This is a genomic window from Amycolatopsis sp. GA6-003, assembly GCF_046267895.1.
GTDB lineage: Bacteria > Actinomycetota > Actinomycetes > Mycobacteriales > Pseudonocardiaceae > Amycolatopsis.
Genome location: NZ_CP176499.1, coordinates 7,012,391 through 7,038,931, shown reverse-complemented (window position 1 = coordinate 7,038,931; position 26,541 = coordinate 7,012,391). Strand labels below are relative to the sequence as shown.

General features: G+C 69.7%; 29 protein-coding genes. 8 read left to right on the top strand and 21 right to left on the bottom strand.

What is annotated here, in order from left to right:
* Positions 1–7: 7 nt before the first annotated feature.
* The 4 genes from F9C12_RS32040 to F9C12_RS32025 all read right to left on the bottom strand — a co-directional run bounded on the left by F9C12_RS32040 (position 8) and on the right by F9C12_RS32025 (position 3,939).
* A complete protein-coding gene (locus F9C12_RS32040) occupies positions 8–1,234 on the bottom strand; it encodes a multidrug effflux MFS transporter (protein WP_409462853.1) in 1,227 nt (408 codons plus the stop codon).
* 120 nt (positions 1,235–1,354) lie between these two features.
* The gene (locus F9C12_RS32035) at positions 1,355–2,350 is read right to left on the bottom strand and encodes a helix-turn-helix transcriptional regulator (RefSeq protein ID WP_409462852.1); all 996 of its coding nucleotides are present in this window, start codon (positions 2,348–2,350) and stop codon (positions 1,355–1,357) included.
* A gap of 23 nt (positions 2,351–2,373) precedes the next feature.
* The gene (locus F9C12_RS32030) at positions 2,374–2,679 is read right to left on the bottom strand and encodes a hypothetical protein (protein ID WP_409185484.1); all 306 of its coding nucleotides are present in this window, start codon (positions 2,677–2,679) and stop codon (positions 2,374–2,376) included.
* A gap of 135 nt (positions 2,680–2,814) precedes the next feature.
* Positions 2,815–3,939, bottom strand: a complete 1,125-nt coding sequence (locus F9C12_RS32025; protein WP_409462851.1) for an alkaline phosphatase family protein — start codon at positions 3,937–3,939, stop codon at positions 2,815–2,817.
* Positions 3,940–3,985: 46 nt separating this feature from the next.
* Between F9C12_RS32025 and F9C12_RS32020 the strand changes: the two genes are divergently transcribed.
* Complete coding sequence (locus F9C12_RS32020) at positions 3,986–4,189, top strand: FmdB family zinc ribbon protein (RefSeq protein WP_409185482.1); 204 nt, start codon at positions 3,986–3,988, stop codon at positions 4,187–4,189.
* Positions 4,190–4,235: 46 nt separating this feature from the next.
* Here F9C12_RS32020 and F9C12_RS32015 read toward each other — a convergent pair whose 3' ends face one another.
* Positions 4,236–5,348, bottom strand: a complete 1,113-nt coding sequence (locus F9C12_RS32015; protein WP_409462850.1) for a trans-sulfuration enzyme family protein — start codon at positions 5,346–5,348, stop codon at positions 4,236–4,238.
* A gap of 59 nt (positions 5,349–5,407) precedes the next feature.
* On the opposite strand from F9C12_RS32015, the gene F9C12_RS32010 reads away from it, so the two are divergent.
* Together F9C12_RS32010 and F9C12_RS32005 are read left to right on the top strand one after the other, a co-directional pair.
* Entirely contained in the window at positions 5,408–5,923 is a 516-nt protein-coding gene (locus tag F9C12_RS32010; RefSeq protein WP_409185480.1) for an Lrp/AsnC family transcriptional regulator, read from the top strand.
* 18 nt (positions 5,924–5,941) lie between these two features.
* Positions 5,942–6,376 carry an N-acetyltransferase family protein gene (locus F9C12_RS32005; protein WP_409462849.1) on the top strand — a complete coding sequence of 145 codons (435 nt, stop codon included), beginning with the start codon at positions 5,942–5,944 and terminating at the stop codon, positions 6,374–6,376.
* Here F9C12_RS32005 and F9C12_RS32000 read toward each other — a convergent pair.
* The 7 genes from F9C12_RS32000 to F9C12_RS31970 all read right to left on the bottom strand — a co-directional run bounded on the left by F9C12_RS32000 (position 6,370) and on the right by F9C12_RS31970 (position 13,665).
* A complete protein-coding gene (locus F9C12_RS32000) occupies positions 6,370–8,136 on the bottom strand; it encodes a 3-hydroxyacyl-CoA dehydrogenase family protein (protein ID WP_409462848.1) in 1,767 nt (588 codons plus the stop codon). The genes F9C12_RS32005 and F9C12_RS32000 overlap by 7 nt on opposite strands.
* A 114-nt stretch (positions 8,137–8,250) precedes the next feature.
* Positions 8,251–8,937: a dihydroxyacetone kinase phosphoryl donor subunit DhaM gene (gene dhaM / locus F9C12_RS31995; protein ID WP_409462847.1), complete on the bottom strand. Its 687-nt coding sequence runs from the start codon at positions 8,935–8,937 to the stop codon at positions 8,251–8,253.
* Entirely contained in the window at positions 8,934–9,557 is a 624-nt protein-coding gene (gene dhaL / locus F9C12_RS31990; protein WP_409462846.1) for a dihydroxyacetone kinase subunit DhaL, read from the bottom strand. The genes dhaM and dhaL overlap by 4 nt, the downstream gene beginning before the upstream one ends.
* Complete coding sequence (gene dhaK, locus F9C12_RS31985; protein WP_409462845.1) at positions 9,557–10,558, bottom strand: dihydroxyacetone kinase subunit DhaK; 1,002 nt, start codon at positions 10,556–10,558, stop codon at positions 9,557–9,559. Before dhaK ends, dhaL begins: the two co-directional genes overlap by 1 nt.
* Before the next feature lie 80 nt (positions 10,559–10,638).
* Positions 10,639–11,634, bottom strand: a complete 996-nt coding sequence (locus F9C12_RS31980; protein WP_409462844.1) for a hypothetical protein — start codon at positions 11,632–11,634, stop codon at positions 10,639–10,641.
* A gap of 47 nt (positions 11,635–11,681) precedes the next feature.
* Positions 11,682–11,957: a hypothetical protein gene (locus F9C12_RS31975; RefSeq protein WP_409462843.1), complete on the bottom strand. Its 276-nt coding sequence runs from the start codon at positions 11,955–11,957 to the stop codon at positions 11,682–11,684.
* A 10-nt stretch (positions 11,958–11,967) separates the two neighbouring features.
* Positions 11,968–13,665, bottom strand: coding sequence for a sodium:solute symporter family protein (locus F9C12_RS31970; RefSeq protein WP_409186911.1), 1,698 nt, complete (start codon positions 13,663–13,665; stop codon positions 11,968–11,970).
* Positions 13,666–13,950: 285 nt separating this feature from the next.
* Between F9C12_RS31970 and F9C12_RS31965 the strand changes: the two genes are divergently transcribed.
* On the top strand, positions 13,951–14,382 hold the full coding sequence (locus tag F9C12_RS31965) for a hypothetical protein (protein WP_409462842.1): 432 nt from the start codon (positions 13,951–13,953) through the stop codon (positions 14,380–14,382).
* An 11-nt stretch (positions 14,383–14,393) separates the two neighbouring features.
* On the opposite strand, the gene nucS is transcribed toward F9C12_RS31965, so the two are convergent.
* Positions 14,394–15,053, bottom strand: a complete 660-nt coding sequence (nucS, locus tag F9C12_RS31960) for an endonuclease NucS (RefSeq protein ID WP_409185471.1) — start codon at positions 15,051–15,053, stop codon at positions 14,394–14,396.
* 93 nt (positions 15,054–15,146) lie between these two features.
* Here nucS and F9C12_RS31955 point away from each other — a divergent pair, with 93 nt between their 5' ends.
* Positions 15,147–15,686, top strand: coding sequence for an NUDIX domain-containing protein (locus F9C12_RS31955; RefSeq protein WP_409462841.1), 540 nt, complete (start codon positions 15,147–15,149; stop codon positions 15,684–15,686).
* Between the two features lie 255 nt (positions 15,687–15,941).
* On the opposite strand, the gene F9C12_RS31950 is transcribed toward F9C12_RS31955, so the two are convergent.
* Positions 15,942–16,715 (bottom strand): enoyl-CoA hydratase-related protein, encoded by a 774-nt coding sequence (locus tag F9C12_RS31950; protein WP_409185469.1) that lies wholly within the window; start codon positions 16,713–16,715, stop codon positions 15,942–15,944.
* The gene (locus tag F9C12_RS31945; protein WP_409462840.1) at positions 16,688–17,686 is read right to left on the bottom strand and encodes a GlxA family transcriptional regulator; all 999 of its coding nucleotides are present in this window, start codon (positions 17,684–17,686) and stop codon (positions 16,688–16,690) included. Before F9C12_RS31945 ends, F9C12_RS31950 begins: the two co-directional genes overlap by 28 nt.
* A 72-nt stretch (positions 17,687–17,758) precedes the next feature.
* On the opposite strand from F9C12_RS31945, the gene F9C12_RS31940 reads away from it, so the two are divergent.
* A complete protein-coding gene (locus F9C12_RS31940; protein WP_409462839.1) occupies positions 17,759–18,307 on the top strand; it encodes a cysteine hydrolase family protein in 549 nt (182 codons plus the stop codon).
* Between the two features lie 278 nt (positions 18,308–18,585).
* Here F9C12_RS31940 and F9C12_RS31935 read toward each other — a convergent pair whose 3' ends face one another.
* Positions 18,586–20,562: a protein meaA gene (locus tag F9C12_RS31935; RefSeq protein ID WP_409467110.1), complete on the bottom strand. Its 1,977-nt coding sequence runs from the start codon at positions 20,560–20,562 to the stop codon at positions 18,586–18,588.
* A 92-nt stretch (positions 20,563–20,654) separates the two neighbouring features.
* Positions 20,655–20,972, bottom strand: coding sequence for a DUF6191 domain-containing protein (locus tag F9C12_RS31930; protein ID WP_409462838.1), 318 nt, complete (start codon positions 20,970–20,972; stop codon positions 20,655–20,657).
* Positions 20,973–21,211: 239 nt separating this feature from the next.
* Between F9C12_RS31930 and F9C12_RS31925 the strand changes: the two genes are divergently transcribed.
* Positions 21,212–21,841: a LysE family translocator gene (locus F9C12_RS31925; protein ID WP_409185464.1), complete on the top strand. Its 630-nt coding sequence runs from the start codon at positions 21,212–21,214 to the stop codon at positions 21,839–21,841.
* 42 nt (positions 21,842–21,883) lie between these two features.
* Here F9C12_RS31925 and F9C12_RS31920 read toward each other — a convergent pair whose 3' ends face one another.
* The 3 genes from F9C12_RS31920 to F9C12_RS31910 are packed head-to-tail and all read right to left on the bottom strand — an operon-like array spanning position 21,884 to position 24,265.
* Positions 21,884–23,074, bottom strand: a complete 1,191-nt coding sequence (locus F9C12_RS31920) for an alpha/beta hydrolase family protein (protein ID WP_409462837.1) — start codon at positions 23,072–23,074, stop codon at positions 21,884–21,886.
* Positions 23,071–23,877, bottom strand: coding sequence for an NmrA family NAD(P)-binding protein (locus F9C12_RS31915; RefSeq protein ID WP_409462836.1), 807 nt, complete (start codon positions 23,875–23,877; stop codon positions 23,071–23,073). Before F9C12_RS31915 ends, F9C12_RS31920 begins: the two co-directional genes overlap by 4 nt.
* Positions 23,870–24,265 carry a nuclear transport factor 2 family protein gene (locus F9C12_RS31910; RefSeq protein ID WP_409462835.1) on the bottom strand — a complete coding sequence of 132 codons (396 nt, stop codon included), beginning with the start codon at positions 24,263–24,265 and terminating at the stop codon, positions 23,870–23,872. The genes F9C12_RS31915 and F9C12_RS31910 overlap by 8 nt, the downstream gene beginning before the upstream one ends.
* Before the next feature lie 93 nt (positions 24,266–24,358).
* Between F9C12_RS31910 and F9C12_RS31905 the strand changes: the two genes are divergently transcribed.
* Positions 24,359–24,952, top strand: coding sequence for a TetR/AcrR family transcriptional regulator (locus tag F9C12_RS31905; protein ID WP_409462834.1), 594 nt, complete (start codon positions 24,359–24,361; stop codon positions 24,950–24,952).
* 289 nt (positions 24,953–25,241) lie between these two features.
* On the opposite strand, the gene murA is transcribed toward F9C12_RS31905, so the two are convergent.
* Entirely contained in the window at positions 25,242–26,516 is a 1,275-nt protein-coding gene (gene murA, locus F9C12_RS31900) for a UDP-N-acetylglucosamine 1-carboxyvinyltransferase (protein ID WP_409185459.1), read from the bottom strand.
* Positions 26,517–26,541: the final 25 nt, after the last annotated feature.

Genomic DNA, 26,541 nt, shown 5'->3' with positions numbered 1-26,541 from the left:
GGTGCGTTTACGCGGTCTCGGGCTCGCCATTTCCTTCGCCGGGCCGCGCGAGCGCGAACAAGGCAACAGCCGCCACGAGCGCGAAACCCAGCACCACGACCGCGGTGGACAGCGCGGTGGTCGTTCCGGCCGCGCCGGGCAGCGGGGCCGCTACCGCGCCGATCAAGAACTGCGAACCGCCGATCAGGCCGGACGCCGCGCCGGGGGCGTTGCCGCCGATCGCGAGGATGATCGTCGTCGAAGCGGGCAGCACGATGCCGAAGCCGAACGTCGCGCCGAACAGGCAGAGCCAGGTCGTCGGCACGGTGCTGACGCCGGCGAGCAGCAACAGCACCAGCGTCCCCGCCGCGACCGCCATGACGAGCACGCCGCTGGTGAGCAGGGTGTTCAGCCGCACGCGTCCGGCGAGCCGGGCGAATAGCGCACCCGCCAGGACGGTGCCGACGGCGTTCGTCGCGAAGACGAGGCTGTAGGTAGCGGGCGACAAGCCGTAGCCGTCCTGGAAGACGAACGGCGAGCCGCCGATGTAGGCGAACAACGCGCCGATTCCGCAGCCAGCCACGAGAAGATGCCCGATCAGTGCGCGACGCCGGAGCAAGCCGCCCATCGCGACGGCCGCCCTCCGCGCACCTCCGGGCAGCCGCCGCTCGGCAGACAGCGATTCCGGCACCCACCAACCGATCCCGGCGAGCAGCAGCATCCCGGTCACGGCGAGCACCGCGAACACCAGCCGCCAGGAACCCAGCCCGACGACCGCCCCGCCGAGCACCGGGGCCAGCACCGGCGCGGTCGATCCGAGCACGCTCAGCGCGGTCAGTCGCCGGGCCGCGTCCGCGCCGGTGAACAGATCGCTGACCACCGCCCGCCCGAGCACGATCCCCGCGCCGCCGGCCACCCCTTGGCACAGCCGGGCGAGGTCGAACACGGCGAGGTTCGGGGCGAGTGCGCATCCCACGGAGAACGCCGCGAACAACGCGGCCCCGGCGAGCAGCAGACGACGGCGGCCGAACGTGTCGCTGACCGGGCCGAGCACGAGCTGCCCGATCGCGAACCCGACGAGACACGAGGTGAGCGAGAACTGCACCGCCGCGGTGGTGGTCCCGAACGAGGAAACGATCTGCGGGAATCCCGGCGCGTACATGTCGACCGCGAACGGCGACACCGCGGAGAGACCGCCCAGGACGAGAACGAGCCGCCCGGCACGCGGGGGCGCGGTGTCGATGCCGCCGTTCATGAACCTCCGCCCGAGTCAGGACACGGCCGAGGTGACCGCTTCCCGCATCGTCGGCGGATCAACATGACCGTGGTGTGGAGAGCGGGACGCAGTGTTGTGGAGAGCGTTGCCGGGATGGCGTCAGGTTCGCGCGCGCCGGAAGCGGGCGGGCGAACTTCCGCGATCGCGGCGGAACGCGTAACCGAAATTGCTCGCCGACGCGTACCCGACCTCGGACGCGATTCGCGCGATCGGCCAGTCGGTCTCCACCAGCAGGGTCGCCGCCCGGTCGAGGCAGCGGCGCCGGTGGTGCTCCATTACCGGAATCCCGTACAGGGCCCGGAATCCGGTGGTGAGCCGACGCACCGACATCGCGGACATGCGGGCCAGCTGAGCGAGCGTCGGCGGGTCGTGGCGATGCTGCCACAGCAGGTCCGGCACGCGGCGCAAAGCCGCCGCCTCATGGGCTGCCAGCTCGGGTTCGGCTGGCTTGGCGGCCAGACCGTCGGTCACTGCGGCCAGCGCGGCCAGCAGCCGGGATTCCAGAAACAGCAGGCGGCCCGCGGAATCTCGGCGCTGCGCGAAGATTTCCCGCAGCGGGTCGGCGGCCGGGAGCAACGCCGTCGAGCGGCCCAGATAGCGTTCGCGCGCGACTGGTTCCGGTCCGATCGCGGGCAGCGAGTACGCGCCGAGGTCGCGGAGGTAGGACTCCACCCCGGTCCAGGTCCCGGTCACCGAAACCGCGCGATAGCGCTCCCCCGGCTCGTATTCGACCACTCCATCGAGGGCGCCGCGGGGGCTCAGCGACACCGCGCTGGCGCGCATTTCGCCGGTGCTGCCGGACTCGCGGATGCGCATCCGGCCGTCGAGGCAGTGCTCCAGCTCGAAATGGTCGCCGGGGAACCGGTAGGCGAGCCGGTGCGTTCGGGAGAACTCGACGTCGTAGCGGACGAGCGACAGCCCGCGGCGCAGCGTCGTGACCTCGATCGTGCCGTCCCCGATCTCCGGCCGCAGCTGGTGCCGGACCGTCCCGTCGTGGCCCGGCTCGGCGCAAGCGATCGACGACAGATAGGCGGACTGGCTTTCCTCCGCCTCGGCGGAGCCGGTCTGGCCGCAGAGCTGGTGAGTGTGGACCACAACGGAAATTGTCGCGGTTCCGGTTACCGACGCCGCTGCGGACGCCGCCGGGCCCGCGCCTCCCAGCACGGCCGGTGCCAGTGCCTGCGGTCGGCGACGCCGCCGGTCTCGTCGGCGGGCCAGACGACCAGGTGCGGGACCCCGGGCCGGATCTCGTGGTCGCAGCCGGGGCACCGGTAGGTCTTGCCCGCGTGCGCGCCGGGGACGGTGCGCACCAGCCAGTCCCCGTCCGGGCCGGACTCGGCGCGCGCCCACCCGCTGACCGCGCCGGCGTCCGCACGCACAGCCGGACCGGGACGGCCTTTGCCGGGTCGATTGCGTCGAGGCACGCCGACACGGTAGCCGGAGCCGATCCGGCAGTGCCGCGGTGCTCGGTTCGGGGTGCGGGCAGACCAAGTGGGCGGTCAGGCAACGCGGCTGCGGTCCGATGTCGTGCCGCGCGGTGAAGCAGCGCAGCCGGCCGGTCAGCCTTGCGCGATCGCCAGCGGGACCAGCTGTTCGGCGGACGTCAGCGAACCGTGCTGGCCCACCAGGTTCGTCTCCACGGCCTCCGCCAGTTCGCGGACCATGCCGAACGTTCCGGTCGCGGCCGCGACCACGTCGCCGATGCGCGGGCGCACCCGGTCACTCACCGAGGGGCCGAACCAGCCCGCTTCGATGGCCTCGTCGCGGGGCAGCACCCAGGCTCGCGAGCCCAGCACCGAGCGCCACGCCGCGGCCACGTCCGCCGTCGCGCCGGGTTCGGTGTACACGTGCCGGGCGCGGACCTCGCCGCCGAAAGCACGCACCCCCTCCAGCAGCTCCGGCGTGTCCTCCAGGTTCAGTTTTTCCTCGACGGTCACCATTCCGTGGTCGGCCACGACGGCGAGCAGCGCACCGGGCGGCAAACCCTCCACAATGGACTCCACGAGCCGGTCGACGTGCCGCAGCTGCATGCGCCAGGCGGCCGAACCCGGGCCGTACAGGTGCCCCATCAGGTCCAGTTCGCTGTGGTAGGCATAGCAAAACGTCCGCGACGCCAGTGCGGCCAAGGTGCGCGCGGCCAGATCTCCGAGCGCGTGAACCCCGGCATATCGGGCACCGCGCTGGGTCGCCTGGGTGAGCGCGGTGTTGGCGAACTGCGCGGACGACACCACGACCGCCTCGACGCCGGCCGCGGCGGCGCGTTCGAAGGTCGTCGGCAACGGCTGGACGTCGCACGGGGGCAGGGCGCCGCGCAGGTCGCTGCCGTCGTCGTGGGAGCGCCAGCGGAGCGCGTTCAGCACCCCGGCCCCCGGCATTTCGAAGGTGTAGCCGACCATGCCGTGCTCCCCGGACGCCAACCCGGTGCCAACCGCGGCGAGGCCGGCCGCGGTGGTCGACGGGTAGCCGACCCGCAGCTGGCGGGCCGCGAGTTCGGCGAGGACGGGGGCGTCGGCGGCGTGCTCGGACAGCAGTTCCCAGCCGAGGCCGTCGACGAGCAGGACGCAGGCGCTGTGCGCTTCCGGCAGGTCCAAGCCGCCGGATTCGCCGGGCACGCCCAGCGAGCCCAGCACGGACGGGACGATCTGGCTGAGGTGCGGGACATCCGCGTACTGAGGCACATCCACCGGCACAGCTTCCCACCGTTTGGCGTGCCGAGCGATAATCAGTGCCATGCCGACCTACGCCTACCGCTGCCGCGACTGCACGGAAACCTTCGAGCTTCAGCGCCCGATGAGCGAGTCCTCGGCCCCGGCTCCGTGCCCCGAGGGACACACCGACACGGTCAAGCTGCTGACGACCGTCGCGCTCACCGGCTCGGCCTCCGCTCCGGCGCCGTCCGGCGGGGGTTGCTGCGGGGGCGGCTGCTGCGGCTGAACGGGAAACCGTGCTGCCCGGCTCGCCGCCGGGCAGCCCGAAGCATTCAGCAGGACTTCAACGCCTGATCCAGATCAACCCACAAGTCCTCGACGTCCTCCAGCCCAGCCGAAAGCCGCAGCAGGCCGTGCGTGATGCCGGAGCCGGTGCGGTCGTCCTCGGCGACGATCCGGTGCGTCAGCGACGCCGGGTGCTGGATCAGCGTGTCGACGCTGCCCAGGCTCACCGCGGGCGTGATCAGCCGGACCGCGCCCACCACTGCGTGCGGGTCGCCGGTCACCTCGAAGGCCACCAAAGGGCCGCCCAGCTTCGGGTAGTGCACGGTGCGTACCGAGGGATGCGAAGCGAGCCGCTCGGCCAGGACGGCCGCGGTCTCCGAAGCAGCCTTCACTCGCAGCGGGAGCGTCGAGAGGCCGCGCAGCAGCAGGTATCCGGCGAGCGGGTGCAGCACGCCGCCGGTAGCGAAGCGCAGGGAGCGCAGGCGGGCGGCTTCCTCGGCGTCGCAGGCCACGATGCCGCCCATGACGTCGCCGTGACCGCCCAGGAACTTCGTCGCGCTGTGCAGGACCATTCGGGCGCCTAGCCGGCCGGGGCGCTGCAGGACGGGCGTCGCGAAGGTGTTGTCGACCAGCACCGGGACCTCACCGCACGCGGCGGTCAGGGCGGCGATGTCCAGTTCGCTCAAGGTCGGGTTCGCGGGCGTCTCCACGAAAACCAGGCCGGTGTCGGGGCGCAGAGCGTCGGCGACGTTCTCCGGCTCGGTCCAAGTGACCTCGGTGCCCAGCAGGCCGGTGGTCAGCAGGTGATCGGTGCAGCCGTACAGCGGGCGGACCCCGACGATGTGCCGTTTTCCTTGCGACACCGCGGAAAGCAGGCAAGCCGAAACCGCCGCCATACCGCTGGCGAAGGCCACGGCGTGGTCGAAGCCCTCGAGTTCCGCCAGCGCCTGCTCGAACCGTTCGACGGTCGGGTTGCCGATCCGGCCGTAGATGCCGGTGACGTTCCCGCCCGCGGCGAACTCGTCGATCCGGCGGGCCTCCTCGGCGCTGTCGCGCGCGGGGTAGGTCGTGGAGAAGTCGAGCGGGGCGGCATGCAGGCCGAGGTCGGCGAGATCGTCGCGACCGGCGTGGACGGCTCGAGTGCGCAAGGCGGAAGTCATGGCAGTCACGTTCGGATACGACACGGCCTCGAAGCAACAACCTCGGATAAAATTCAGTGATGAGCGAAACTGTCGAACTGAGTCCGGTTGATCTAGAGATTCTGCGAGTGCTGCAGAACGATGCCCGGACGTCGAACAAGGAACTCGCGGCGGCGGTCGGGCTCGCGCCGTCGACCTGCCTGGACCGGGTCGCCCGGCTCCGGGAGACCGGGGTGATCACCGGCCAGCACGCCACGGTCGACGCGGCGAAGCTGGGCCGTCCGCTGGAGGCGTTCCTGTTCGTGCAGGTCCGGCCGCATCGCCGGCCGCTGGTCGAGCAGTTCGTGGAACATCTCCTCGCGCTGCCGGAAATCCGCGCGGTCTACCACCTGACCGGGCCGGACGACTTCCTCGCGCACGTCGCCACCACGTCCGCCGCCGAGCTGCAGCGGCTGGTGCTGGACGAACTCACCTCCCGCGACGAGGTCGCCCGCGTGCACACCAACCTCGTCTTCCAGCAGTGGCAGGGCGGCCCGCTGTTGCCGCCGGACGGAGAACCCGCCGAGGGCGCGCGCATCCGGCGGCGCAACCGGTGATCAGCGCAAGATAGCCCGGTGGAGATCAACTACCTGAGCGAATCCGACCGCGCCGACTGGGAAATCCTCGCCCGCGGCAAAGACGCCTGCTTCGACGTCGAGCGCACCGCCGACAGTTACGACCGGACCTGGCGGCGGCTGCTCGACGACGGCCGGATCCGCGGGGTCGCCGCCCGAATCGACGGCACGATGGTCGGCATCGCGCACTATTTGTTCCACGCCAGCATCTGGTACTCCGGGAAGTGCTACCTCGCCGATCTGTACGTGGCCGAAAACGTCCGGCGAAAGGGCGTCGCGACGGCATTGATCGAGTGGGTCGCACGCGACGCCGAGGAGCAGGGTTTCCCTTCGCTGTATTGGAACACGCTCGAAGACGCCCCGGCCCGCGCACTTTACGACCGCGTGGGCAAATACCACGACGGCTTCATTCTCTACACGTACAAGCGTCAGTAGTCCTTGAAGCCCTTGCCGGTCTTTCGACCCAATCGTCCTGCCGTCACGAGGTGTTCCAACAACGGCGCCGGCGCGAAGCCTTCTTCGCGGAACTCGTTGAACAGCGTCCGCTCGATCGCCAGCGACACGTCCAGCCCGACTACGTCCAGCAATTCGAACGGCCCCATCGGCAGACCGCAGCCGACCTTCATCGCGGTGTCGATGTCGTCCGCCGACGCGTAATGCGCCTCCAGCATTTTCACCGCGTCGTTGAGATACGGGAACAGCAACGCGTTCACGATGAATCCGGCTCGGTCGCCGCACTGCACCGGGTGTTTGCCGACTGCCGCGCACACTGCCGTCGCGGTCGCGGTGACGTCCGGGGCGGTGGCGATCGTCGACACCACTTCCACCAGTTTCATCACCGGCGCGGGATTGAAAAAGTGCAGGCCGACCACGTCGCCGGGGCGCGAAGTCGCCGCCGCGCATTCGATGACCGGCAGCGAGGAGGTCGTGGTCGCGAGCACCGCGCCCGGCCGGACGACCTCGTCCAAAGCCGAAAACACCGCCTGCTTAACGGAAAGCTCCTCCGCCACCGCCTCGACCACCAGGTCGACGTCGGCCAATTCCTCGAATTCCGTGACCGGCCGGATCCGGCCGAGCGCGGCCGCCGCGTCCTCTTCGGACAGTTTGCCCTTCACCACGGCCTTGTCGAGCGACTTCTTCACCTTCGCCACCGACGCTTCGGCTTTCTCCATGCTGCGCGCCCGCAAGACGACGGCAAACCCGCGCTTGGCGAACACTTCCGCGATGCCGGTGGCCATGGTTCCGGTGCCGATCACGCCGACGGAACGTACCTCGCGAGCCGCCGAAGAGTCCACAGTAGACGAAGCGACCGAATCGACCACCACCGGCGAATCCGGTGCGTCGTAAGTGTAAAACCCGTGCCCGCTCTTGCGTCCCAGCTGACCAGCGGTGATCATTTGCTTCAGCAGCGGAGCGGGCGCGTGCAGCCGGTTCCGGGATTGGTGGTACATCGTGTCGAGGATTTCGTACGCGGTGTCCAGCCCGATCAAATCGAGCAGCGCGAGCGGGCCCATCGGGTAGCCGCAGCCGAACCGCATTGCCGCGTCGAGGTCTTCGCGGGTGGCATAGCGTTGTTCGTACATCCGCACCGCGTGGTTGAGATACCCGAACAGCAGCGCGTTCGCGATGAACCCGGCCCGGTCGCCGATCACCACCGGCGATTTGCCCAGCCGCTGCGCGAATTCCACCACGTCGGACACCACGTCCGGTTCGGTAACCACCGTGCGCACGACCTCGACCAGCTTCAGCACCGGAGCCGGGTTGAAGAAGTGCATCCCGACGACCTTGCCCGGCCGCGCGGTGTGCACGCCGATCTCGGTGATCGACAGCGAGGACGTGTTGGACGCGAACACCACGTCCGGCCGCGTCACCTGGTCCAGCTGGGCGAACACCTCGGCCTTCGCCGCGAGGTTCTCCGGGATCGCCTCGATCACCAAGTCCACTTCGGACAGATCGGCGAGCGAGGTCGTGGTGCGGATCCGGCCCAGCAGCGCCTCCCGGCCCGCCTCGTCGAGCTTCCCGCCGGCGAGCGCCCGTCCGGTCGAATGCCGCACGTGGCCGAGGCCGCGTTCGACCCCGGCCTCGTCGAGTTCCACCCCGACCACGTCGAGCCCGCTGCGGGCGAGCACCTCGGCGATGCCCGCGCCCATCGTGCCCAGACCGACCACACCGACCGTCGAGATTTCCCGTGCCACAGGGCCTCCAGAGGTTACCCGCTGGTAATTGCCGCTCACTGTGCCATGCGGGCCCCTCGAAAGCACATCGGAATCGAGTCAGTCCGGGCGAAGTCACCCGGACGGAATCCGGCGTCACTCCCCGAAGTTCGACTCCACCAGCTCGGCCACCTTCGCCACCGCCTCGGACGCCCGCGGCCCGCGAGCGCGCACCACGATCCGGTCGCCTTGCCGCGCGCCGAGCGACATCAGCGCCAGCACGCTGTGCGCGTCCGCCTCCTGCTCGCCCAGCCGGATCGACACCTCAGCCTCGAATTCCGCCAGGCTGCGCACCACGACCGCGGCCGGGCGCGCGTGCAGCCCGACGTCGTTGGTCAGCGTGAACTCCTTCTCCACCACGCCTTCCTCGCCCGGCCCGGAAAGCTCGACCGCGGCCAGATCGGGGGCGACCCCGGCACTCGCCGCCGACTCGCCCACCGCCTTGGCGTTCGCGCCGCCCTGCGCCGCGACGGCCGCGGCCACCGCGCCCTCCACCAGCGGCGCGTCGACCACCACCGCGGCGGACGGGTCGGCCAGCGATTCCACCGCCAGCTCAGCGGTCATCTGCGCGCTGCCGAGGTCGTACAGCAGCACCACGCCGTCGCCGGAATCCGCGCGCTGGACGGCCGCGACGACCTCGTCGTAGTCGGTGCCGATGCCGCCGCCGTCGGGCAGTCCGCCCGCCGGGACGATCCGGACGTCCGGGGCCATCTGGGCGGCCAGCTCGGCCAGGCCTTCGGCCAGTTTCGCGCTGTGCGACACGAGAACGATTCCGACGCTCACCGGGCCGCCTCCGCGAACGCACGCAGCAGCAACGCCGTCGAACGGGCGCCCGGATCCAGGTGTCCGACCGCGCGTTCTCCGAGGTACGAGGCACGGCCCTTGCGCGGGATCAAGTCCACAGTGGACTCCGCGCCGCGGTCGGCTCCGTCCGCCGCCGCGGCGAGCACGTCCGCGATCGTGCCGTCCGCGGCGCCTTCGGCCGCGGAGACAGCCGGGATCAGCGCGTCGACCATCGTCGCGTCGCCGCCCACCGCCTTGCCGCGCGCCTGCACGCCCTCCAGGGCCGCCCGCAGTGCGTCCAGCAGCAGCGGCACTTCCAGCTCCGCCGCGTCGCCCAGCTTCGCCGACGCACGCAGGAAAGCCGTGCCGTAAAGCGGTCCGGCCGCGCCGCCGACCTTGGAAATCAGCGTGGTGGCAGCGAGTTTCACCACCCCGGCCGGCGTTTCCGGTACCGCGGTTTCCAGCGCGGACACAATCGCGGTGAAGCCCCGGCTCAGGTTTTCGCCGTGGTCGGCGTCGCCGATCGCGCGGTCCAGGTCCACCAGTTCAGTGCGGTGTTCGGCGATTACTTCGGCGGCGGCGCGCAACGCGGCCGCGACCCCTTCGGCAGTGCAGGCCATCAGATCCCCCACCGCAGCGCGGGCGTGCGCACCGGCGCGTCCCACAGCTGCGTAAGCTCGTCGTCCAATTTCAGCAGGGTCAGGCTGATGCCCTGCATTTCCAGGCTGGTGATGTACGGGCCGACCAGCCTGCGTTCGACCAGGATCCCGCGCTCGGCCAGCAGCCGCTCGGCGATGCCGTGCGCGAGGTACAGCTCCAGCTGCGGCGTGCCGCCCATCGAGTTAGTGAACAGCAGCACCTTGTCGCCGGACGCGAACGGCAGGTCGGACACCACCGCCTCGACCATCCGGGCGACCAGCGCGTCCGCCGGTTCGGCCGGGATCCGCTCGCGGCCCGGCTCGCCGTGGATGCCGATGCCGAACTCGATCTCGTCCGGGCCGAGGTCGAAACTCGGCTCGCCGGCGTGCGGCACGGTCGGCGCGGACAGCGCCACGCCGATCGACCGGACCTGCCCGATCACCTTGCGCGCCAACGCTTCCACCGCGTCCAGCGCATCGCCGCGCTCGGCCGCCGCGCCGGCGATCTTCTCCAGCAGCACGGTTCCGCCGACGCCGCGCCGCCCGGCGGTGAACGTGGAGTCCTTGACCGCCACGTCGTCGTCGATGACCACGGTGCGCACGTCCAGGTCCTCGGCCGCGGCCAGTTCGGCGGCGGTTTCGAAGTTCAGCACGTCGCCGGTGTAGTTCTTCACGATCAGCAGCGCCCCGGCCGGGCCGGTGGCCGCCGCGATCGCGCCCTGCACCGCGTCCGGGGTCGGCGAGGTGAACACCGGCCCGGGCACCGCGGCGTCGAGCATCCCGGGCCCGACGAACCCGCCGTGCAGCGGTTCGTGCCCGGACCCGCCGCCGGACACCACCGCGACCTTGCCCGCGACCGGCGCGTCCGCGCGCACGACCAGCGCCGGATCGTCGCGCACCCGCAGCAGGTCCGCGTGCGCGACCGCGAGCCCTCTCAGCGATTCGGCGACCACGGCCGCCGGATCGTTGATGATCTTCTTCATGGCGGACCTCCGGCACCTCGGCGTCGTGGACGGCCCCCAACCTATGAGGTCGCCGGGCGCGCCGCAAAGCGCCCCACGGGTCACGCCGCGGGCAGTTTCCCGGCCAGCTGCTTGGCCAGCCCGACGGTCTTGCCGCACGGGTCGTCCTTGTCCGCCTGCGCGTCGGAGTTCGAGTACTCCAGCTGGACAACCTCGACGTGGTCTTCTTTCCACTGCCGGTGCTGCCACTTGACCTGGCAGCTCGACCCGGTGCCGCCCTGTTTCGAGTACGCCTGGTTTGGGGTGCCGACGTCGGCCTTCAGCCAGCCGTCGCCCTCGCTCGGCGCGACGCCGGGGAACATCGTCACCCGGACGCTCGGGATGAGGCCCCATTCGCACGAGTGCAGTCCGGACGGCCGCGGCTTCGCGCCCTTCACGACGCCCTCCACGGCGGCCGGGTCGAGCACCGTGCACGGGTCGACGGCGAGCAGCGTGCCCGGGCCGGGCGTGTACTTCTGCGGGTTGTTGTGCAGTTTCTCGACCGCCGTCGCGACGAGCTTGCGGCCGGCGGCGCAGGCGTCGCCGCCGGTGTAGTCGATCCGGAACGACACGCCGAAGGACGGGTTCCGCGCGGTGAGCGCGCTGACCACGCAGCCGGATCCGCCGCCGAGGTCGGGCACCTCGACCTGCGGCAGCCCGCCGACCACGCCGGTGGTCTTGTCCGACGCGAACGTCACGATGCCGCCGACCTCGACGCTCGCCCGGATTTCCTTGCCGCCCGGGTCGGTCGCCTTCGCGACGCAGGAGTCGAACTGCGTGCTCGACGCCCTCGCCTCGCCCTGCAAGGCGCCGAGCGGGCTCATCGCGGTCTTGTCCACGAACTGGCACGGCAGCAGGTCGCGCAGGACCGCGGGGGCGACCGCGGGATCGGTGATCGGGCCGGAGGTCGCGGCGCTGTCCCCGGCGGCGGGGACGGTCGTGCGCGCGAAGTTCTCCTTGCCCAGATTCGGGCCGCCGCACGCGGACATCGCGACCGCACCCGCCGCGGCCAGGACGGACAACTTCAGGAACCGGCCGAACCGGAGATCGTGCACCACGTCCGGCAACCTAGCGGGCCGGGCTGCCGGACGGGGGAACAACCCGGTTATTCGGCGGGTGAGGTTTCCGTCGTTTCGGTGCCCGGCGGCACGACCAGCGGCCGCAGCACCGCCCACAGCACGAACATCGCGGTGACCACCAGCAGGCCGATGCCCGACCAGAGGTTGATGTTCACGTCGGCGGCTTTCTTCAGATCGTCGTCGCTGGTGAACCCGGCGCCCATGATCGTGAGGATCACGCCGTAGACGCCGAGCAGCAACGCGATGATCAGCCGGATGTCGAAGGCGCCCGCCTTGTGCGGCCGCGAGGTTTTCTCGGTCATGCGGGCCTCCTCAGAAGATGATGTTCAGCGCGATGGTGAGCACGAGCACGATGCCGGCCAGCAGGCCCGGCTTGCGGTACCAGCCCGCGTTCTCGCCGGTGTTGTCGTGCTTGAGCGCGTCGCGCGGCGTGAGCGAGTAAACCAGGCCGACCAGCTGTTCGTCCGGCTTCGGCTGGGTGGCCAGCGAAACCCCGACGCTCACCACGATGTCGACCACGAACGCGGTGCCCGCGGCCACGAAGCTGGTGCCCTGCCCGGCGAGCGAAAGCACCTCGAACTGCGACAGCAGCCAGATCGTGACCGCCGACGCGGTGCCGGCCACCAGGCCGATCCACCCGGCCGCCGCGGTCATCCGCTTCCAGAACATGCCGAGGATGAACGTGGCGAACAGCGGCGCGTTGAAGAAGGAGAACAGGTCCTGCAGGTAGGTCAGGATGTTCGCGGACTGCATGGCGACGAACGCGGTGCCGATGGCCAGCACGGTCGCGCCGACCGTGGTCTTGCGGCCGAGGTTCAGGTAGTAGCCGTCCGGCTTGTCCTTCTTCACGTACGTCTGCCAGATGTCGTACGTGAAGACGGTGTTGAACGAGCTGAGGTTCGCCGCCATGCCCGCCATGAACGACGCGAGCAGACCGGCGATCGCGATGCCGAGGATGCCGTTGGGCAGCAGGTCGCGCATCAGCAGCAGGAGCGCGTTGTTCGCGGTGACCCCGCTCTTGGCCGGTTCGCCGGCGAGCAGAAGTCCCTTGTCCTGCAGGTACTCCGGCACCACGACGCCGGCGATCATGCCGGGGATGATCACGATGAACGGGACCAGCATCTTCGGGAACGCGCCGATGATCGGCGTCCGCCGCGCGGCGGACATGCTCTTCGACGCCATCGCGCGCTGGACCTCGACGAAGTTCGTCGTCCAGTACCCGAACGACAGCACGAAGCCGAGACCGAACACGATGCCGAGGACGGACAGGAAGTTGTTGCCGAAGCCGGTCAGGTTGTCGCCCGGCCAGGAGTGCAGCTGCGCGGTGCCGCCCGGGCCGTGCGTGATCTTGTCGACCAGGCCCTGCCAGCCGCCGACCTTGACCAGGCCGACGATGGTGAGCGGCAGCAGCGCCACGACGATCACGAAGAACTGCAGCACCTCGTTGTAGATCGCGGCGGACAGCCCGCCCAGCGCGGTGTAGCCGAGCACGATGGCGGCCGCGACGACGATCGACACCCACAGCGGCCAGCCCAGCAGCAGGTTCACGACGCTGGCCAGCAGGAACAGGTTCGCGCCCGCGATCAGGATCTGCGCCGCGGCGAAGCTGATGCCGTTGACGAGGTGCGCGGTCGGGCCGAACCGGCGGCGCATGAACTCGGGCACGCTGCGGACCTTGGAGCCGTAGTAGAACGGCATCATCACCAGGCCGAGGAACAGCATCGCCGGGATGGCGCCGATCCAGAAGTAGTGCACGGTCGGCAGGCCGTAGAGGACGCCGTTGGCGGACATGCCCATGACCTCGACCGCGCCGAGGTTCGCGGAAATGAACGCGAGGCCGGTGACCCACGCCGGCAGCGACCGGCCCGACAGCAGGAAGTCGAGACTGCTCGACACCTGCCTTCGCGCGAGATAGCCGATGCCGAGCACCAGGACGAAATAGAACGCCAACTCGATGTAGTCGATCGGACTCGCGTCGAGCCGCAAGTTCGCGTCGGCGAGGAACGGCACCCCTGCCACCTCCGAATCAAACATTCTCGCACAGGAAACACCATCGTTCCTGTCAGACCGGCACAGTACTGCATGGATTCCGAAGAGGCACCCCGACACCGCGGTTTTTCACCAACCTGCCGCTGACCTGTGCATTCCGCGTGCCCGGAAGCCCCGGTGTTGAGTCCTGTCGCTTCACCCGGCAACTTCTCGACCAGGTCACAGATTCACCCGTTCCGGGGCGGTGCGCGGTCTCTGGCCCCTAAGCTCCCGGCACCTTCGACGCCCCGGAAAGGACCCGCCGCGATGACCGGTCCCGCGCTGCCCATGCCCGGGCGGCTGCGTGCCGCGCTCGCGTTCGCGGCCCTGCACGCGCTCCTGAACGGCGTGTTCGGCGTCTTTGCCCGGCAGCAGATCGACAAGCAACGAGGCGGCGGCGAACAACCGTTTTCGATTCTGTACGGGCTCGAATACCTGTCGTACGCCTTCGCCGCCGGTCTGCTCGCGGCCGGGATCGCCGTCCTGCTCGGTTACGGCTGGGGCCGGTGGGCGCTGCTGACGTTCGAGGTGCTGTCCGCGCTCGACGGTCTGGTCATCCCGGCGGGCGGCATTGCGGCGTCGATAGGACTGGCGCTGGCCGGATTGGCGGGGAGGGCGTTGTTGCACGCGGAGACGAGGGCGTGGTTCGCCGCGAAGGCGGCTCAACGCCGAAGCCCGATCCCGCGCGCAGCGAACTGAGGGCCAGCTGCTCAGAACAGGCGGAACTCGTCGGAATCCGTGCCGCGCAACGCGTCGTAGTCCAGGACCACGCAGCGGATCCCGCGGTCCTCGGCGAGGACGCGCGCCTGCGGCTTGATCACCTGCGCCGCGAACACGCCCTGCACCGGGGCCAGCAGCGGGTCGCGGTTGAGGAGTTCGAGGTACCGGGTCAGCTGCTCGACGCCGTCGATCTCGCCGCGGCGCTTGATCTCCACCGCGACCGAGCCGCCGTCGGCGTCGCGGGCCATGATGTCGACCGGGCCGATCGCGGTCGGGTATTCGCGGCGGACCAGCGTGTAGCCCTCGCCGAGGGTTTTGATGTGCTCGGCGAGCAGTTCCTGCAGGTGCGCTTCCACGCCGTCCTTCTGCAGGCCCGGGTCGACGCCGAGGTCGTGCTTCGAATCGTGCATGACCTCGTCGATGGTGATGACGAGTTTCTCGCCCGCCTTGTTCTGGACCGTCCAGATGTCCGGGTCCTCGATCAGCCAGCACGGCGGCGACATCCAGTTCAGCGGCTTGTACGAGCCGCCGTCGGAGTGCACGAGCACCGAACCGTCGGCCTTCACCATCAGGACGCGGTTGGCCATCGGGAGATGCGCGGTCAGCCTGCCGACGTAGTCGACCTGGCACCGGGCGACGACGAGCCTCATCGGACCCGCCCCGCACGGAGCGGGCTGGCTTGCTGGGAAGGGAGCACGAGACGCACCCGCCGAGGGTAGGACAGGCTCGGCGATACTGGCGAGGTGGACCCCATTCAGCGTGTCGCGACCCGCGAGGTGTACCGGAACAACTGGATGACGGTGCGCGAGGACGCCGTCCGCCGCGCCGACGGCAGCGACGGCATCTACGGCGTGGTCGACAAACCGACCTACGCCCTGGTCATCCCGCTCGACGGCGACCGGCTGCACCTGGTCGAGCAGTTCCGGTACCCGCTCGGGATGCGCCGGTGGGAGTTCCCGCAGGGCACCGCGCCCGACCTCGCCGAGACCCCGCCCGCCGAACTGGCCCGGCGGGAATTGCGGGAGGAGACGGGATTGCGGGCGGCGGCGCTCACGGAACTGGGGATGCTCGACGTCGCGCCCGGGATGGCCAGCCAGCGCGGGCACGTGTATCTCGCGACCGGCCTCACCGAGGGCGAGCCGGAGCGCGAACTGGAGGAACAGGACATGCGGACGGCGTGGTTCAGCCGGACGGAGGTGGAGAAGATGATCTCCACCGGGGAGATCTCGGACGCGCAATCGGTAGCCGCGTACACGTTGCTGCTGCTGCACGAACGCCGCTGACCCGCGGCTGCTCTCGCACGAACGCCGACCCGCGACCGTTCATCCGCGAACCCGCTGACCTGTGGCTGCTCACCCGCGAACCCCGCGGACCCGCGGCCGCTCTCGCGCAAACCCCGCCAACCCGCGACCACTCACCCGCAAACCCCGCCAACCCGCGGCTGCTCACCCGCAAACCCCGCCGACCCGCGGCTGCTCACCCGCAAACCCCGCCGACCTGCGGCTGCTTCCGCGCGAACGTCCAGGCCAGTCGAAGCGTTAATCCGTCCACTCGGGTTTGCGCTTCTCCAAGAACGCCGCCATCCCCTCCCGCGCGCCGGGCAGCTGCGAAGCCGACGCCATCACCTCGACGGCGATCGCGTACGCGTCCGCTTCCGGCCGGTCCAGCTGGGCGTACAAAGTCTGCTTGCCCATCGCCTTGCTGGCGCGGCTGCCGCGGGTCGCACGGCCGAGCAGGTCGGCGACCGCCTCGTCCAGGGAATCGTCGGGGACTACGCGGTTGACCAAGCCCCAGTCCAGCGCCGTCGCCGCGTCGATCACGTCGCCGGTCAAGGCCAGTTCCATCAGGCGTTTCCGGCCGATCGCGCGCGCCACCGGCACCGCCGGCGTATGGCAGAACCAGCCGCCCTTGCCGCCGGGCAGGGCGAATCCCGCCGATTCCGCCGCGACCGCCAGGTCGCACGACGCCACCAGCTGGCAGCCCGCGGCCGTCGCCAGGCCGTGCACCCGGGCGAGCACCACCTGCGGCACGGATTCCATCGTCCGCATCAGCGTCGTGCACAGGGTGAGCAGCTCGCGCACGCCCATGAGGTCGCGGGAGGCGACGTCGCCGAAGTCGTGTCCGGCGGAGAACACCGGCCCCGCGCCGGCGAGCACGATGCCGGTCGCGTCGGACTCGCCCGCCTCCCGGAACGCGGCGAGCAATTCGCCGAGATGCTCGGCGGACAGCGAATTGCGCCGCGCCGCGCGGTTCATCGTGATGGTGATCGTGTCCCCGTCCCGCTTCACGAGGAGGTGCTCGTACTCGCCCATGCCCCGACCGTAACCCCGGCCGGCGGGATGCGGAAAGTGCGCCGATACGAATCCGGCCCGACCCCGACCTCCGCCCGCAGCCGGCGCCGCAGGTTCGCCGCGCTGCCGAGCCCCGCGCGTTCGGCCACCCGGGCGACCGGCAGATCCGTGGTCTCCAGCAGCCGCCGCGCGTGCCGCACCCGCTGAACGAGCAGCCACCGCCCCGGGGTGCTGCCGGTAGCGGCGGCGAACTCGCGGTGGAACGTCCGAGGGCTCATCCCCGCGTGCTCGACCAGGTCGGACACCCCGATCTCGTCCGCGAGCCGAGCCATCGCCCAGTCCATTGTGGACGCGATCCCGGGCCGGGAAGCGGTGCCGGGCAACGGAGATTCCGCGAACTGCCGCTGCCCGCCCTCCCGAACCGGAGGCATGACCAGCCGGCGCGCGAGACGAGCGGCAACGTCCGCACCGTGATCGCGGCGAACCAGATGCAGGCAAAGATCGAGGCCCCCGACCACCCCCGCCGACGTGAGTATGCGGTCCTGCTCGGTGTACAGGACGTCGCGCCGGAGATCGGCAGCGGGCGCGGCGGTCGCGAGTGCGTCCAGGTCGCGCCAATGCGTGGTAGCGGGCCGCCCGTCGAGCAGCCCGGCGGCAGCGAGCGTGAAGGCCCCGGAACACAGCCCAGCGACCACCGCCCCCGACCGATGAACCCGCCGAAGCGCGGCGCGAGCCGCGGCCGGGACTTCAGCGAGGGGGTCGTCCCGTCCCGGCGCGAGAACCAGGTCGCATCCGTCCAGCCCGGAAAGCCCATGCGTGGCAACGACTTCCCCAAACGGCGACACCCGGATACGCCCTCGCCCAGGCGCGCAAACCCGCACGGTGAACGGCCCGATGCCACTCTCGGTGCGGTCCTGTGCCCACACCTCCGCGATCACCGCGAGGTCGAACATCCGGCTGCCCGGCAGGAGCAGCACCCCGATCGTGCGCATGGCAGAAAAGTACCGCAACGCGCGTCTTCTGCCACTCCCCGCGGAGCACGGTCTCCCGCGAGACTCGAGGCCATGACTACCGCGCTACTGCTGATCGACGTCCAGCAAGGTTTCGACGACGCCAAGTTCTGGGGCCCGCGCAACAACCCCGGCGCGGAAGCGAACATCCAAGCCCTGCTGGAAGCCTGGCAAGCCCGCCGGGCCCCAGTCGTGCTGGTCCACCACGACTCCGTCAACCCGGATTCGCCCCTGCGCCCAGGCCAGCAAGGCAACGACTTCAAACCGGAACTGGCCAACGCCCGCCCAGACCTGGTCTTCGGAAAAAAGGTGAACTCGGCATTCCTGGGCGACGTAGACCTGCATGCCTGGTTCACCACCCGAGGAATAACGAGCTTCGTACTGGCCGGAATCCAAACCAACTTCTGCTGCGAAACCACCGCCCGCATGGGCGGAAACCTGGGCTACGACGTGACTTTCGCGTTGGACGCCACCTTCACCTTCGACCTGACCGGCCCAGACGGCACCACCCTGACCGCAGAAGAACTGACAAAAGCAACCGCCACAAACCTCCACGGCGGCGGCTTCGCCACAGTAAAAAACACCAAGGAAATCCTGGCCTGACTGCCTACCCCCTCACGGCACCCAGCCCCCAACCGCAACCGCCGCACTCACGAGCGAACCATCCAACTCGCGAAAAACCGCCACCGCTGCACCTAACGAGCGAGGCACCCAGCCCCTCCCCCAACCCCGATACAAAGCCGCCCTGCGGTTCGGGGGTGCTTGTCAAGGCATCTTTCCCGCCTTGACAAGCACCCCCGAACCGTCAGCACAATGAAAAATCGGGGTGCCCCACGCAACCCAAGACGACGGCAATGTCGCCCGCCAGGGCGACGAGCCGGTCACCCCAGCCCATGCCTCTCCCGAACCAACTCCACAATCCCAGCCATAATGTCAGTCAGCTCATAATCCTTAGGCGTAAACACCCGAGCAATCCCCCGCTCAGTCAACAACGCCGCATCATCCGGCGGAATAATCCCGCCCACAATAACCGGAATATCCCCAGCCCCAGCCGCCCGAAGCCCGTCCACCACCAACGGCACGACCTCAAGATGCGACCCGGACAACACCGACAACCCGACCACGTGCACCCCTTCCTGCACCGCGGCCGCGACAATCTGCTCCGGAGTCAGCCGGATCCCCTGATAAACAACCTCGAACCCGACATCCCGAGCCCGCACCGCGACCTGCTCCGCCCCGTTGGAATGCCCGTCCAGCCCAGGCTTCCCCACGAGAATCCGCAGCCGCTCCCCCATCTCGGCCTCAGTCCGGCGAACCAGCTCCCGAACCCGCTCCAGCCCAGGATCCCCCTGCCCAGCAGCAGCCGCGGCGGAAACCCCGGTCGGTGCCCGGTACTCCCCGAACACCTCCCGCAACGCCCCGGCCCATTCGCCGGTCGTCACCCCAGCCCGAGCACACGCCAAAGTAGCCTCGAACAAATTGTCCGAAGTCCCCGCAGCTTCCTTCAAAGCCGCGAGAGAAGCAGCGACCGCGTCGTTATCCCGCTCCTCTCGCCATTTCTCCACGGAAGCGACCGCGGCCTTCTCCACCGCCGGGTCAATAGTCTCGATCGCCTTGGCCCCCTCCGCCTGCAACGGCGACGGCTCGGTCGTCTCGAACTTGTTCACCCCGACCAGAACCCGTTCCCCGCTCTCCACCCCGCGCCGGTATTCCGCGAGCGAAGAAACGAGCTGCGACTTCATATACCCGCTCTCGACGGCAGCCACCGCCCCGCCGAGATCCTGCACCCGCGCGATTTCCTCGCGAGCCCCGGAAACAATTTCGTCGACCTTGGCCTGCACCACGTGCGACCCGTCGAAAATGTCCTCGTACTCCAGCAAATCCGTCTCGAACGCGAGCACCTGCTGCATCCGCAACGCCCACTGCTGGTCCCACGGCCGAGGCAACCCGAGCGCCTCGTTCCACGCGGGCAGCTGGATCGCCCGCGCCCGCGAACCCCGCGACAGCGACACGGCCAGCATCTCCAGCACGATCCGCTGGACGTTGTTCTCCGGCTGCGCCTCGGTGAGCCCGAGCGAGTTCACCTGCACGCCGTACCGCAGCCGCCGCGCCTTCGGGTTCTCCACGCCGTAGCGCTCGCGCGTCAGCTCGTCCCACAGTTGCGTGAACGCGCGCATCTTGCACATCTCTTCGACGAACCGGACACCCGCGTTGACGAAGAACGAAATCCGCGCGACGACCTTCTCCATGTCGGCCTGGTCGACCTGGCCGGAGTCGCGCACCGCGTCCAGCACGGCGATCGCGGTGCACAGCGCGTACGCGACCTCCTGCGTCGGCGTCGCGCCCGCTTCCTGCAGGTGGTAGCTGCAGATGTTGATCGGGTTCCACTTCGGCACGTGGTGCACGGTCCACGCGATCATGTCGGTGATCAGCCGGAGGCTCGGCCCGGGCGGGAAAATGTAGGTGCCGCGGGAGAGGTACTCCTTGATGATGTCGTTCTGCGTGGTGCCGGTGAGCTTGGCCAGCACCTCGTCGACGTCGCGGCCCTCGGCTTCGGCCTGCTCGCGGGCCACCGAGACGTAGAGCGCGAGCAGCCACATCGCGGGCGCGTTGATGGTCATCGAGGTGTTCGCCTCGGCGAGCGGGATGCCGTCGAACAGCTGCCGCATGTCGCCGATGTGCGAGACCGGCACGCCGACCTTGCCGACCTCTCCGCGCGCGAGCACGTGGTCCGGGTCGTAGCCGGTCTGCGTCGGAAGGTCGAAGGCGACCGACAAACCGGTCTGGCCCTTGGCGAGGTTCCGCCGATACAGCTCGTTGGACGCGGCGGCGGACGAATGACCCGCATAGGTGCGCATCACCCAGGGCCGGTCGCGCTCGTGGTCGGTGGGGTACGGCACGGTGCACCTCTCTTCGCCGAGACGACCGCCCGAGTGTACCCGCCGGTAACTTAATCGGCGGAGTGGATTCGGCCACGCCCGGGTGACGCGCCGGGCCGGACGACCACGACCCCGCGGTCCAGGTCGACGGTACCCAGCGGCGGCGCTCCCTGCGCTTCCTCCTCGAGAGTCATCTCCACCGAATCCCGGTGTTCGAGCTCGTTGCGCTTGGTGCCGTAGAGGAACGCGGTGACCTCGTCGAGGTAGGTCGAGGACAGTCGCGCCTTGAGCCGGGACGGCTTCTTCTTCCGCCGCAGCTCCCATCCGCCGACGACCAGCAGCACGATGGTGGCGACCGGCAGCGAAAGACCCAGCAAGGTCAGCAGCATGTTTCACCCAACGACCGGACCGCGCGGAACGTTCCGGAGACCAGCTCGGCGACGTGCTCGGGATCGTCGATCGCGAGCAGTCCGGCGCCGGTCCCGGCACCGTGGTCGCGGACCCGCGCGGCTCGCCCAGGCCTGGAGCCACGCCAGCGGACCTCGATGCCGCCCAGTCCGCCCGGGGCGAACCATTGTGACGGAAATCCGCGAGACTACGGCCGGTCCGGGATCTACCGTGGTCAGACGTGACGTGGAGCGGGTACGGCAGTTATCTGGTGATCGTGGTCCTCATCGTGCTCGCGCCGGGGCCGGACACGATGGTGATGCTGAAGAACGCGCTGTCCGGCGGGGCGCGCGGCGGGTTGCTGGCCACGGCGGGCATCTTCGCCGGCAACGCAGTGCAGGGCACTGCCGCGGCGCTGGGGCTCGGTGTCGTCATCGCTCGTTCGCAGCCGGTGTTTCTCGCGCTCAAGTGGCTCGGTGCGGCGTACCTCCTCTACCTCGGTTTCCAGGCGCTGCGCGGCGCCTGGCGCGGCAACTACGACGCGGTCGCCGACACCCAGCGCAAGCGCGCCAGCGGTTTCCGGCGGTGGCGCGAGGGGTTCCTGTCGAACATCACGAACCCCAAGGTGCTGGTGCTGTACCTGTCGGTGCTGCCGCAGTTCCTCGACCCGGTCCGCACGACGACCTGGGACGCGCTGGTGCTCGCCTACACGGTCGCCGTGCTGGGCACGATCTGGCTGCTGGTCCTCCTGTTCTTCGTGCACCGCGTCCGCGCGTGGCTCAGCCGGCGCAAGGTCCGCCGCGCGCTGGACGGGGTGACCGGCACCGCGCTGGTCGGGTTCGGCGCGGCGCTGGCCCTGGAATCCTCGTGAGTGCGCACGCCGGTTAGAACCGGCATAGACACTCACAAGACCTCACAGCACGTCGTCCAGCCAGTCGTAAATGCGGCCGCTCGCCAACCGCATCGCGCCGACGTGACAGTGGGCGTCCGCGCCCTCCTCCGCGGTGAAGTTCAGCAGCTTCTTCGGGCCGCTGATCCGGTCGTACAACTGCTGCGGCTGACCGGTGAAGAACAGGTCCTCCGGAGCGTCGCAAATCAGCGCCGGACACGTGATGCGCTCGGCCACGCCGTCATACAGGTGGTACTCGAGGTACTTCGCCAGGAACTCGCGATCGCTCGCACCGCCCATCACGTACCGGCCGTGGCTCAGCGCCCAGCGGACGGTCGGGCTCTGCTCCCTCGCGGCGGCCAGAAAGGCGTCCAGTTCCGGGTCCTCCGGCGCGTTCGCCCGGCGGACGATCTCGTCGCGGTCCCACGGGAGCTGCTGCACGAACGCCGCGCCGGCGTCGAGGAGCCCGTCCACCGCGACGACGGCCGACAGCCGCGGCTCGAACGCGGCGGCACGCGGCGCGAGCATCCCGCCGAGGCTCCAGCCGATCAGGGCGACCTTGTCCGGCAGCACCTCCGGGCGAGCGAGGGCGTAGTCGAGCACCTGGCTCACGACGTGCTCCCAGTCCGGGCGGAACAGCATTCCGTCGCGGTGCACGGCGCTGGGCTGGCCGGGCCCGTCGAAGGTCAGCACGTGGTAGCCGCGTTCCTGGCCCGCCGTCGCGCCCATGAAGTACAGATCTTCGGCGCTGCCGTCGAAACCGTTGTGCACCACCAGAAGCGGCTTCGGACCGTCGCCAGGTGCGCGGTAGAAGTAGCCGCGCAGGACGTGGCCGTCGTAGGGGATTTCGATCCGCTCGACGTTGTCGATCGTCTCGATCGCGCGCTGGAAGCACTCGACGTTGCGCTCGTAGGCGTAGTTGATTCGCGGGTCGTCCGGGTTGCCGTGCAAGAAAAACTCCGCGCGGCGGTAGTACGTCGAGGCACGCAGGTACGCGTCGCGCGCGCTGACCGGGTGCATGTTGGCCGCTTCGGCGTAGAGCCGTTCGGCCGCGGCGAGCCACGCGTCGTGCCAGCTGTCGTAGTCACCGGACTTGATGTTCGACGCGATCGCGACGACCTCGCCGAAATCCGCGCCCCCGTAGGCGATCTGGCCGAGGGCGACCAGGGTTTCGAACCAGAATTGCGGGTCGTCTTCGAACAACAGCGGCTTCATCGGATCTCCTCGTTCGCGAAGGTGCGGAAGTCACGAGCGGGTCGTCCGGCGACCCGCTCGACGGTGTCGGTCACGCGGTCCTCGGAGCCGCCGCGGATCGCCTCGTCCAGCAAGGCGAGCATTTCGGCGTACGACTCGGGCAGGCCTTCGCGGACCAGGAACTGCTGGTACTCCTCAGTGGAAACCGGGGCGTGCCCGACCGGGTGGCCGAGCCGTTTCCCGACGATCTCGGCGGCCTCGGCGTAACTGAGCGCGCGCGGACCGGTGATCAGGTGATCGGTGTTGTGCGGTCGCGGATCGAGCAGCGCGCGGACCGCGACCGCGGCGATGTCGCCCGCGTCCACGAACGCCACCCGGGCGTCGCCGGTCGCGGTCACGATCCGGCCCGCGCGGGCGCTGTCGCCGACCAGGTGCCCGGGCAGGAAGTTCTGCATGAACCACGACGGCCGCAACACCGCCCAGCCCGGCTGGCGGCGGACCAGGCCAGGCAACTCGCCCACCACCGGCGTGTGCTCGTCCACCGCGGACGAACTCAGCAACACCACGCGGGCCTCCGGCGCGTGCTTGAGAAAGGCTTCGACGAGCGGCCGCGGCTCAGCCGCTACCGGGGCGATCAGGTAGACCGCCGAGACCCCGTGCAGCGCCGGGCCGTACGTCGCGGGATCGTCCCAGTCGAACCGGATCTGGCCGGGCTCGACGGGATTCCGGGTCGCCGCCCGGGCCCGCACCCCGGCGTCGCGCAGCCCGCGCACGACGCGGCTGCCGGTGGTGCCGGTCGAGCCGAGCACGAGAACCTCAGACACCGGGCACCCCGAGAACCTCGGTGACGGCGAGCGGGCTCCAGTAGTCGCGGTAGCGGCGGATCAGGCCGTCGCGGACCGTCAGGACCACGACGTAGCGCAGGCGGTAGGGCTTCTGGGTGGCGACCGCGAGGCCGGCCAGCTCGAACTCCGCGATCGTGACCTCCGGGTCGGTGGTCTGGTGCACGGTCTTCGCGACGATCTCGCGGTGGTCGAGCAGGTTCGGATAGTCGCGCAGGTACTCGGCCAGCGCGGCACGGCCTTCGACGCGCTCCGGCCGCCCCGGCGCGGCGAACGGGAACTCGGTCACGGCGTCCTCGGCGAACAACTGCAGGAAACCGGCCATATCGGGCCGGATCAGCAGGTCCAGCGCGTGATCGATGAGTGTCATCGAGCCCCTCCTCAGGAATGGACGAGACGGTACCGTCTCGTCGTCAACGTACACGGGACGGGACCGTCTCGTCCACCCGTTATGCTGACCGGCATGACGAACCGCCGGACGCCGACCGGAGCTGCCGTGCTGCAGCCCGACGTCACCTACGCCATCACCGAAGCCGTGATCGACGAACTGGCCGACCACGGCTTCGGCAGGCTGTCGATGGAAGCGGTAGCGAAACGCGCGGGAGTCGGGAAAAGCGCGCTGTACCGGCGGTGGCGGTCGAAAGACGAAATGATCGGCGCGGTCATCGCGGAATTCAGCCTGGCGCGCGCGGTGGACCCGGACACCGGCAGCCTGCGCGGCGATATCCGGGCCTCGCTGGAAGCGCTTTACGGATGGATCACGCACCCGCGGTTTTCGCGGATTTTCCCCGGGCTGATCGCGGAGGGCCGCCGCAATCCGGCCATGGCCGAATTCGCCCGCGAGACCATCGGCGAGCCGCGCCGGGCGATCAGCCGAGCGGTGTTCACCAGGGCGATCGAACGCGGGGAAATCCCGGCGGACACCGATCTCGAGATGGCTCTGGACATCGGGGCCGGAATTGTTTACTGGCGGCTGATCGTGCGCGGGGCTCCGGCGGAGGAAGGGTATTTGGACAAGGTGACGGATTTAGTGGTGCGCGCGTTGAAAAGCTCGTGAACCGCTCACAAGAGGGTGGCCAGCTCCAGGGACACCTCGACCGGAGCGGTGCCGCGAAGAGCACCCGGGTCGGTGCGTATGCGTGAGTGGTCGCTTCCCTGGCGACATCACCTCTACGACGAGGACGCAGTGCTCCTGGGTCGGAGCACTGCGTCAGCGGCCAGGCCAGCGTCGTAAACAACCAGGTCCGGCCGCCGGTTCAGCAACGGAACGTCGCGCATCCTGATTTCGACGGCACGACAGCTTTCTTCGTCCCACTCCGCGTATTCGGCGGCGGCGCAGCCACCGCTCAAGCCCGCTCCGGCTCCCCGGTCACCCGTTCGATCCGTGCGCCCAGCCGGTTCAGGTTCTCCACGAAATGCGGATACCCGCGGTCGATGTGGAACACGTCCCACACCTCGGTCACCCCGTCCGCGCACAGCCCGGCGAGCACCAACCCGGCCCCGGCGCGGATGTCCGACGCCCACACCGGCGCGCTCGACAGCTTCTCCACTCCTCGGACCACCGCGTGGTGGCCGTCCGTGCGGGCGTCTCCGGAGAGCCGGATCATTTCCTCGATGAAGCGGAACCTCGCCTCGTACACGTTTTCCGTGATCATCGACGTTCCCTCGGACACCGCCGACAGCGCGACCGCGAACGGCTGGAGGTCGGTGGCGAAACCGGGGTACGGCAGGGTCACCCAGTCGACCGCCTTCGGGCGTTCCGGCTGGACCACCCGGAAACCCTTGTCGTCGTAGGTAGTCACCTCCGCGCCGGCCAGCCGCAGTTTGTCCAGGACCAGGTCGAGGTGGTGCGGGTTCACGCCGCGCACGGTCAGGTCGCCGCGGGTCATCGCGGCGGCGAACGCCCAGGTCGCGCCGACGATGCGGTCGCCGATCACGCGGTGTTCGGTCGGGTGCAGCTGCTCGACGCCGTGCACGGTGAGCGTCGAGGTGCCCGCGCCCTCGATTTTCGCGCCCATTTCGGTCAGCATCGTGCAGATGTCCGCGATTTCCGGTTCGCGGGCGGCGTTGTCGATCACCGTCGTGCCCTCGGCCAGCACGGCCGCCATCAGGATGTTCTCGGTCGCCCCGACGCTCGGGAAATCCAGCCAGATCTGGGTGCCCACCAGCGTTTCGGCCTTCGCGACGACGCAGCCGTGCTCGATGGTGCTCGTCGCGCCGAGCTTGCGCAGGCCGGCCTGGTGCATGTCCAGCGGGCGCTGGCCGATCGCGTCGCCGCCGGGCAGCGCCACGACCGCCTGCTTCAACCGGCCGACCAGCGGGCCCAGCACGCACACCGAGGCGCGCAGCTTGCCCATCGCGGCCGAATCGGCGCGGTGCGACAGCTCCGCGGGCGTCGTGATGCGCGCCGTGTCGCCCTCGATCTCCACCTCGCAGCCGACGCTGCGCAGAACGTCGCCCATCAGCGGGACGTCCAGGATCTGCGGGCAGTTCGTGATGGTCGTGGTGCCTTCGGCCAGCAGTGCCGCGGCCATCAGTTTCAGCACGCTGTTCTTGGCGCCGACCACGTCGACCTCGCCGACCAGCCGCGCTCCGCCATGCACGTCGAAGTGCTCGCTCATGGCCGCCAATCATGCCCTCTCGCCC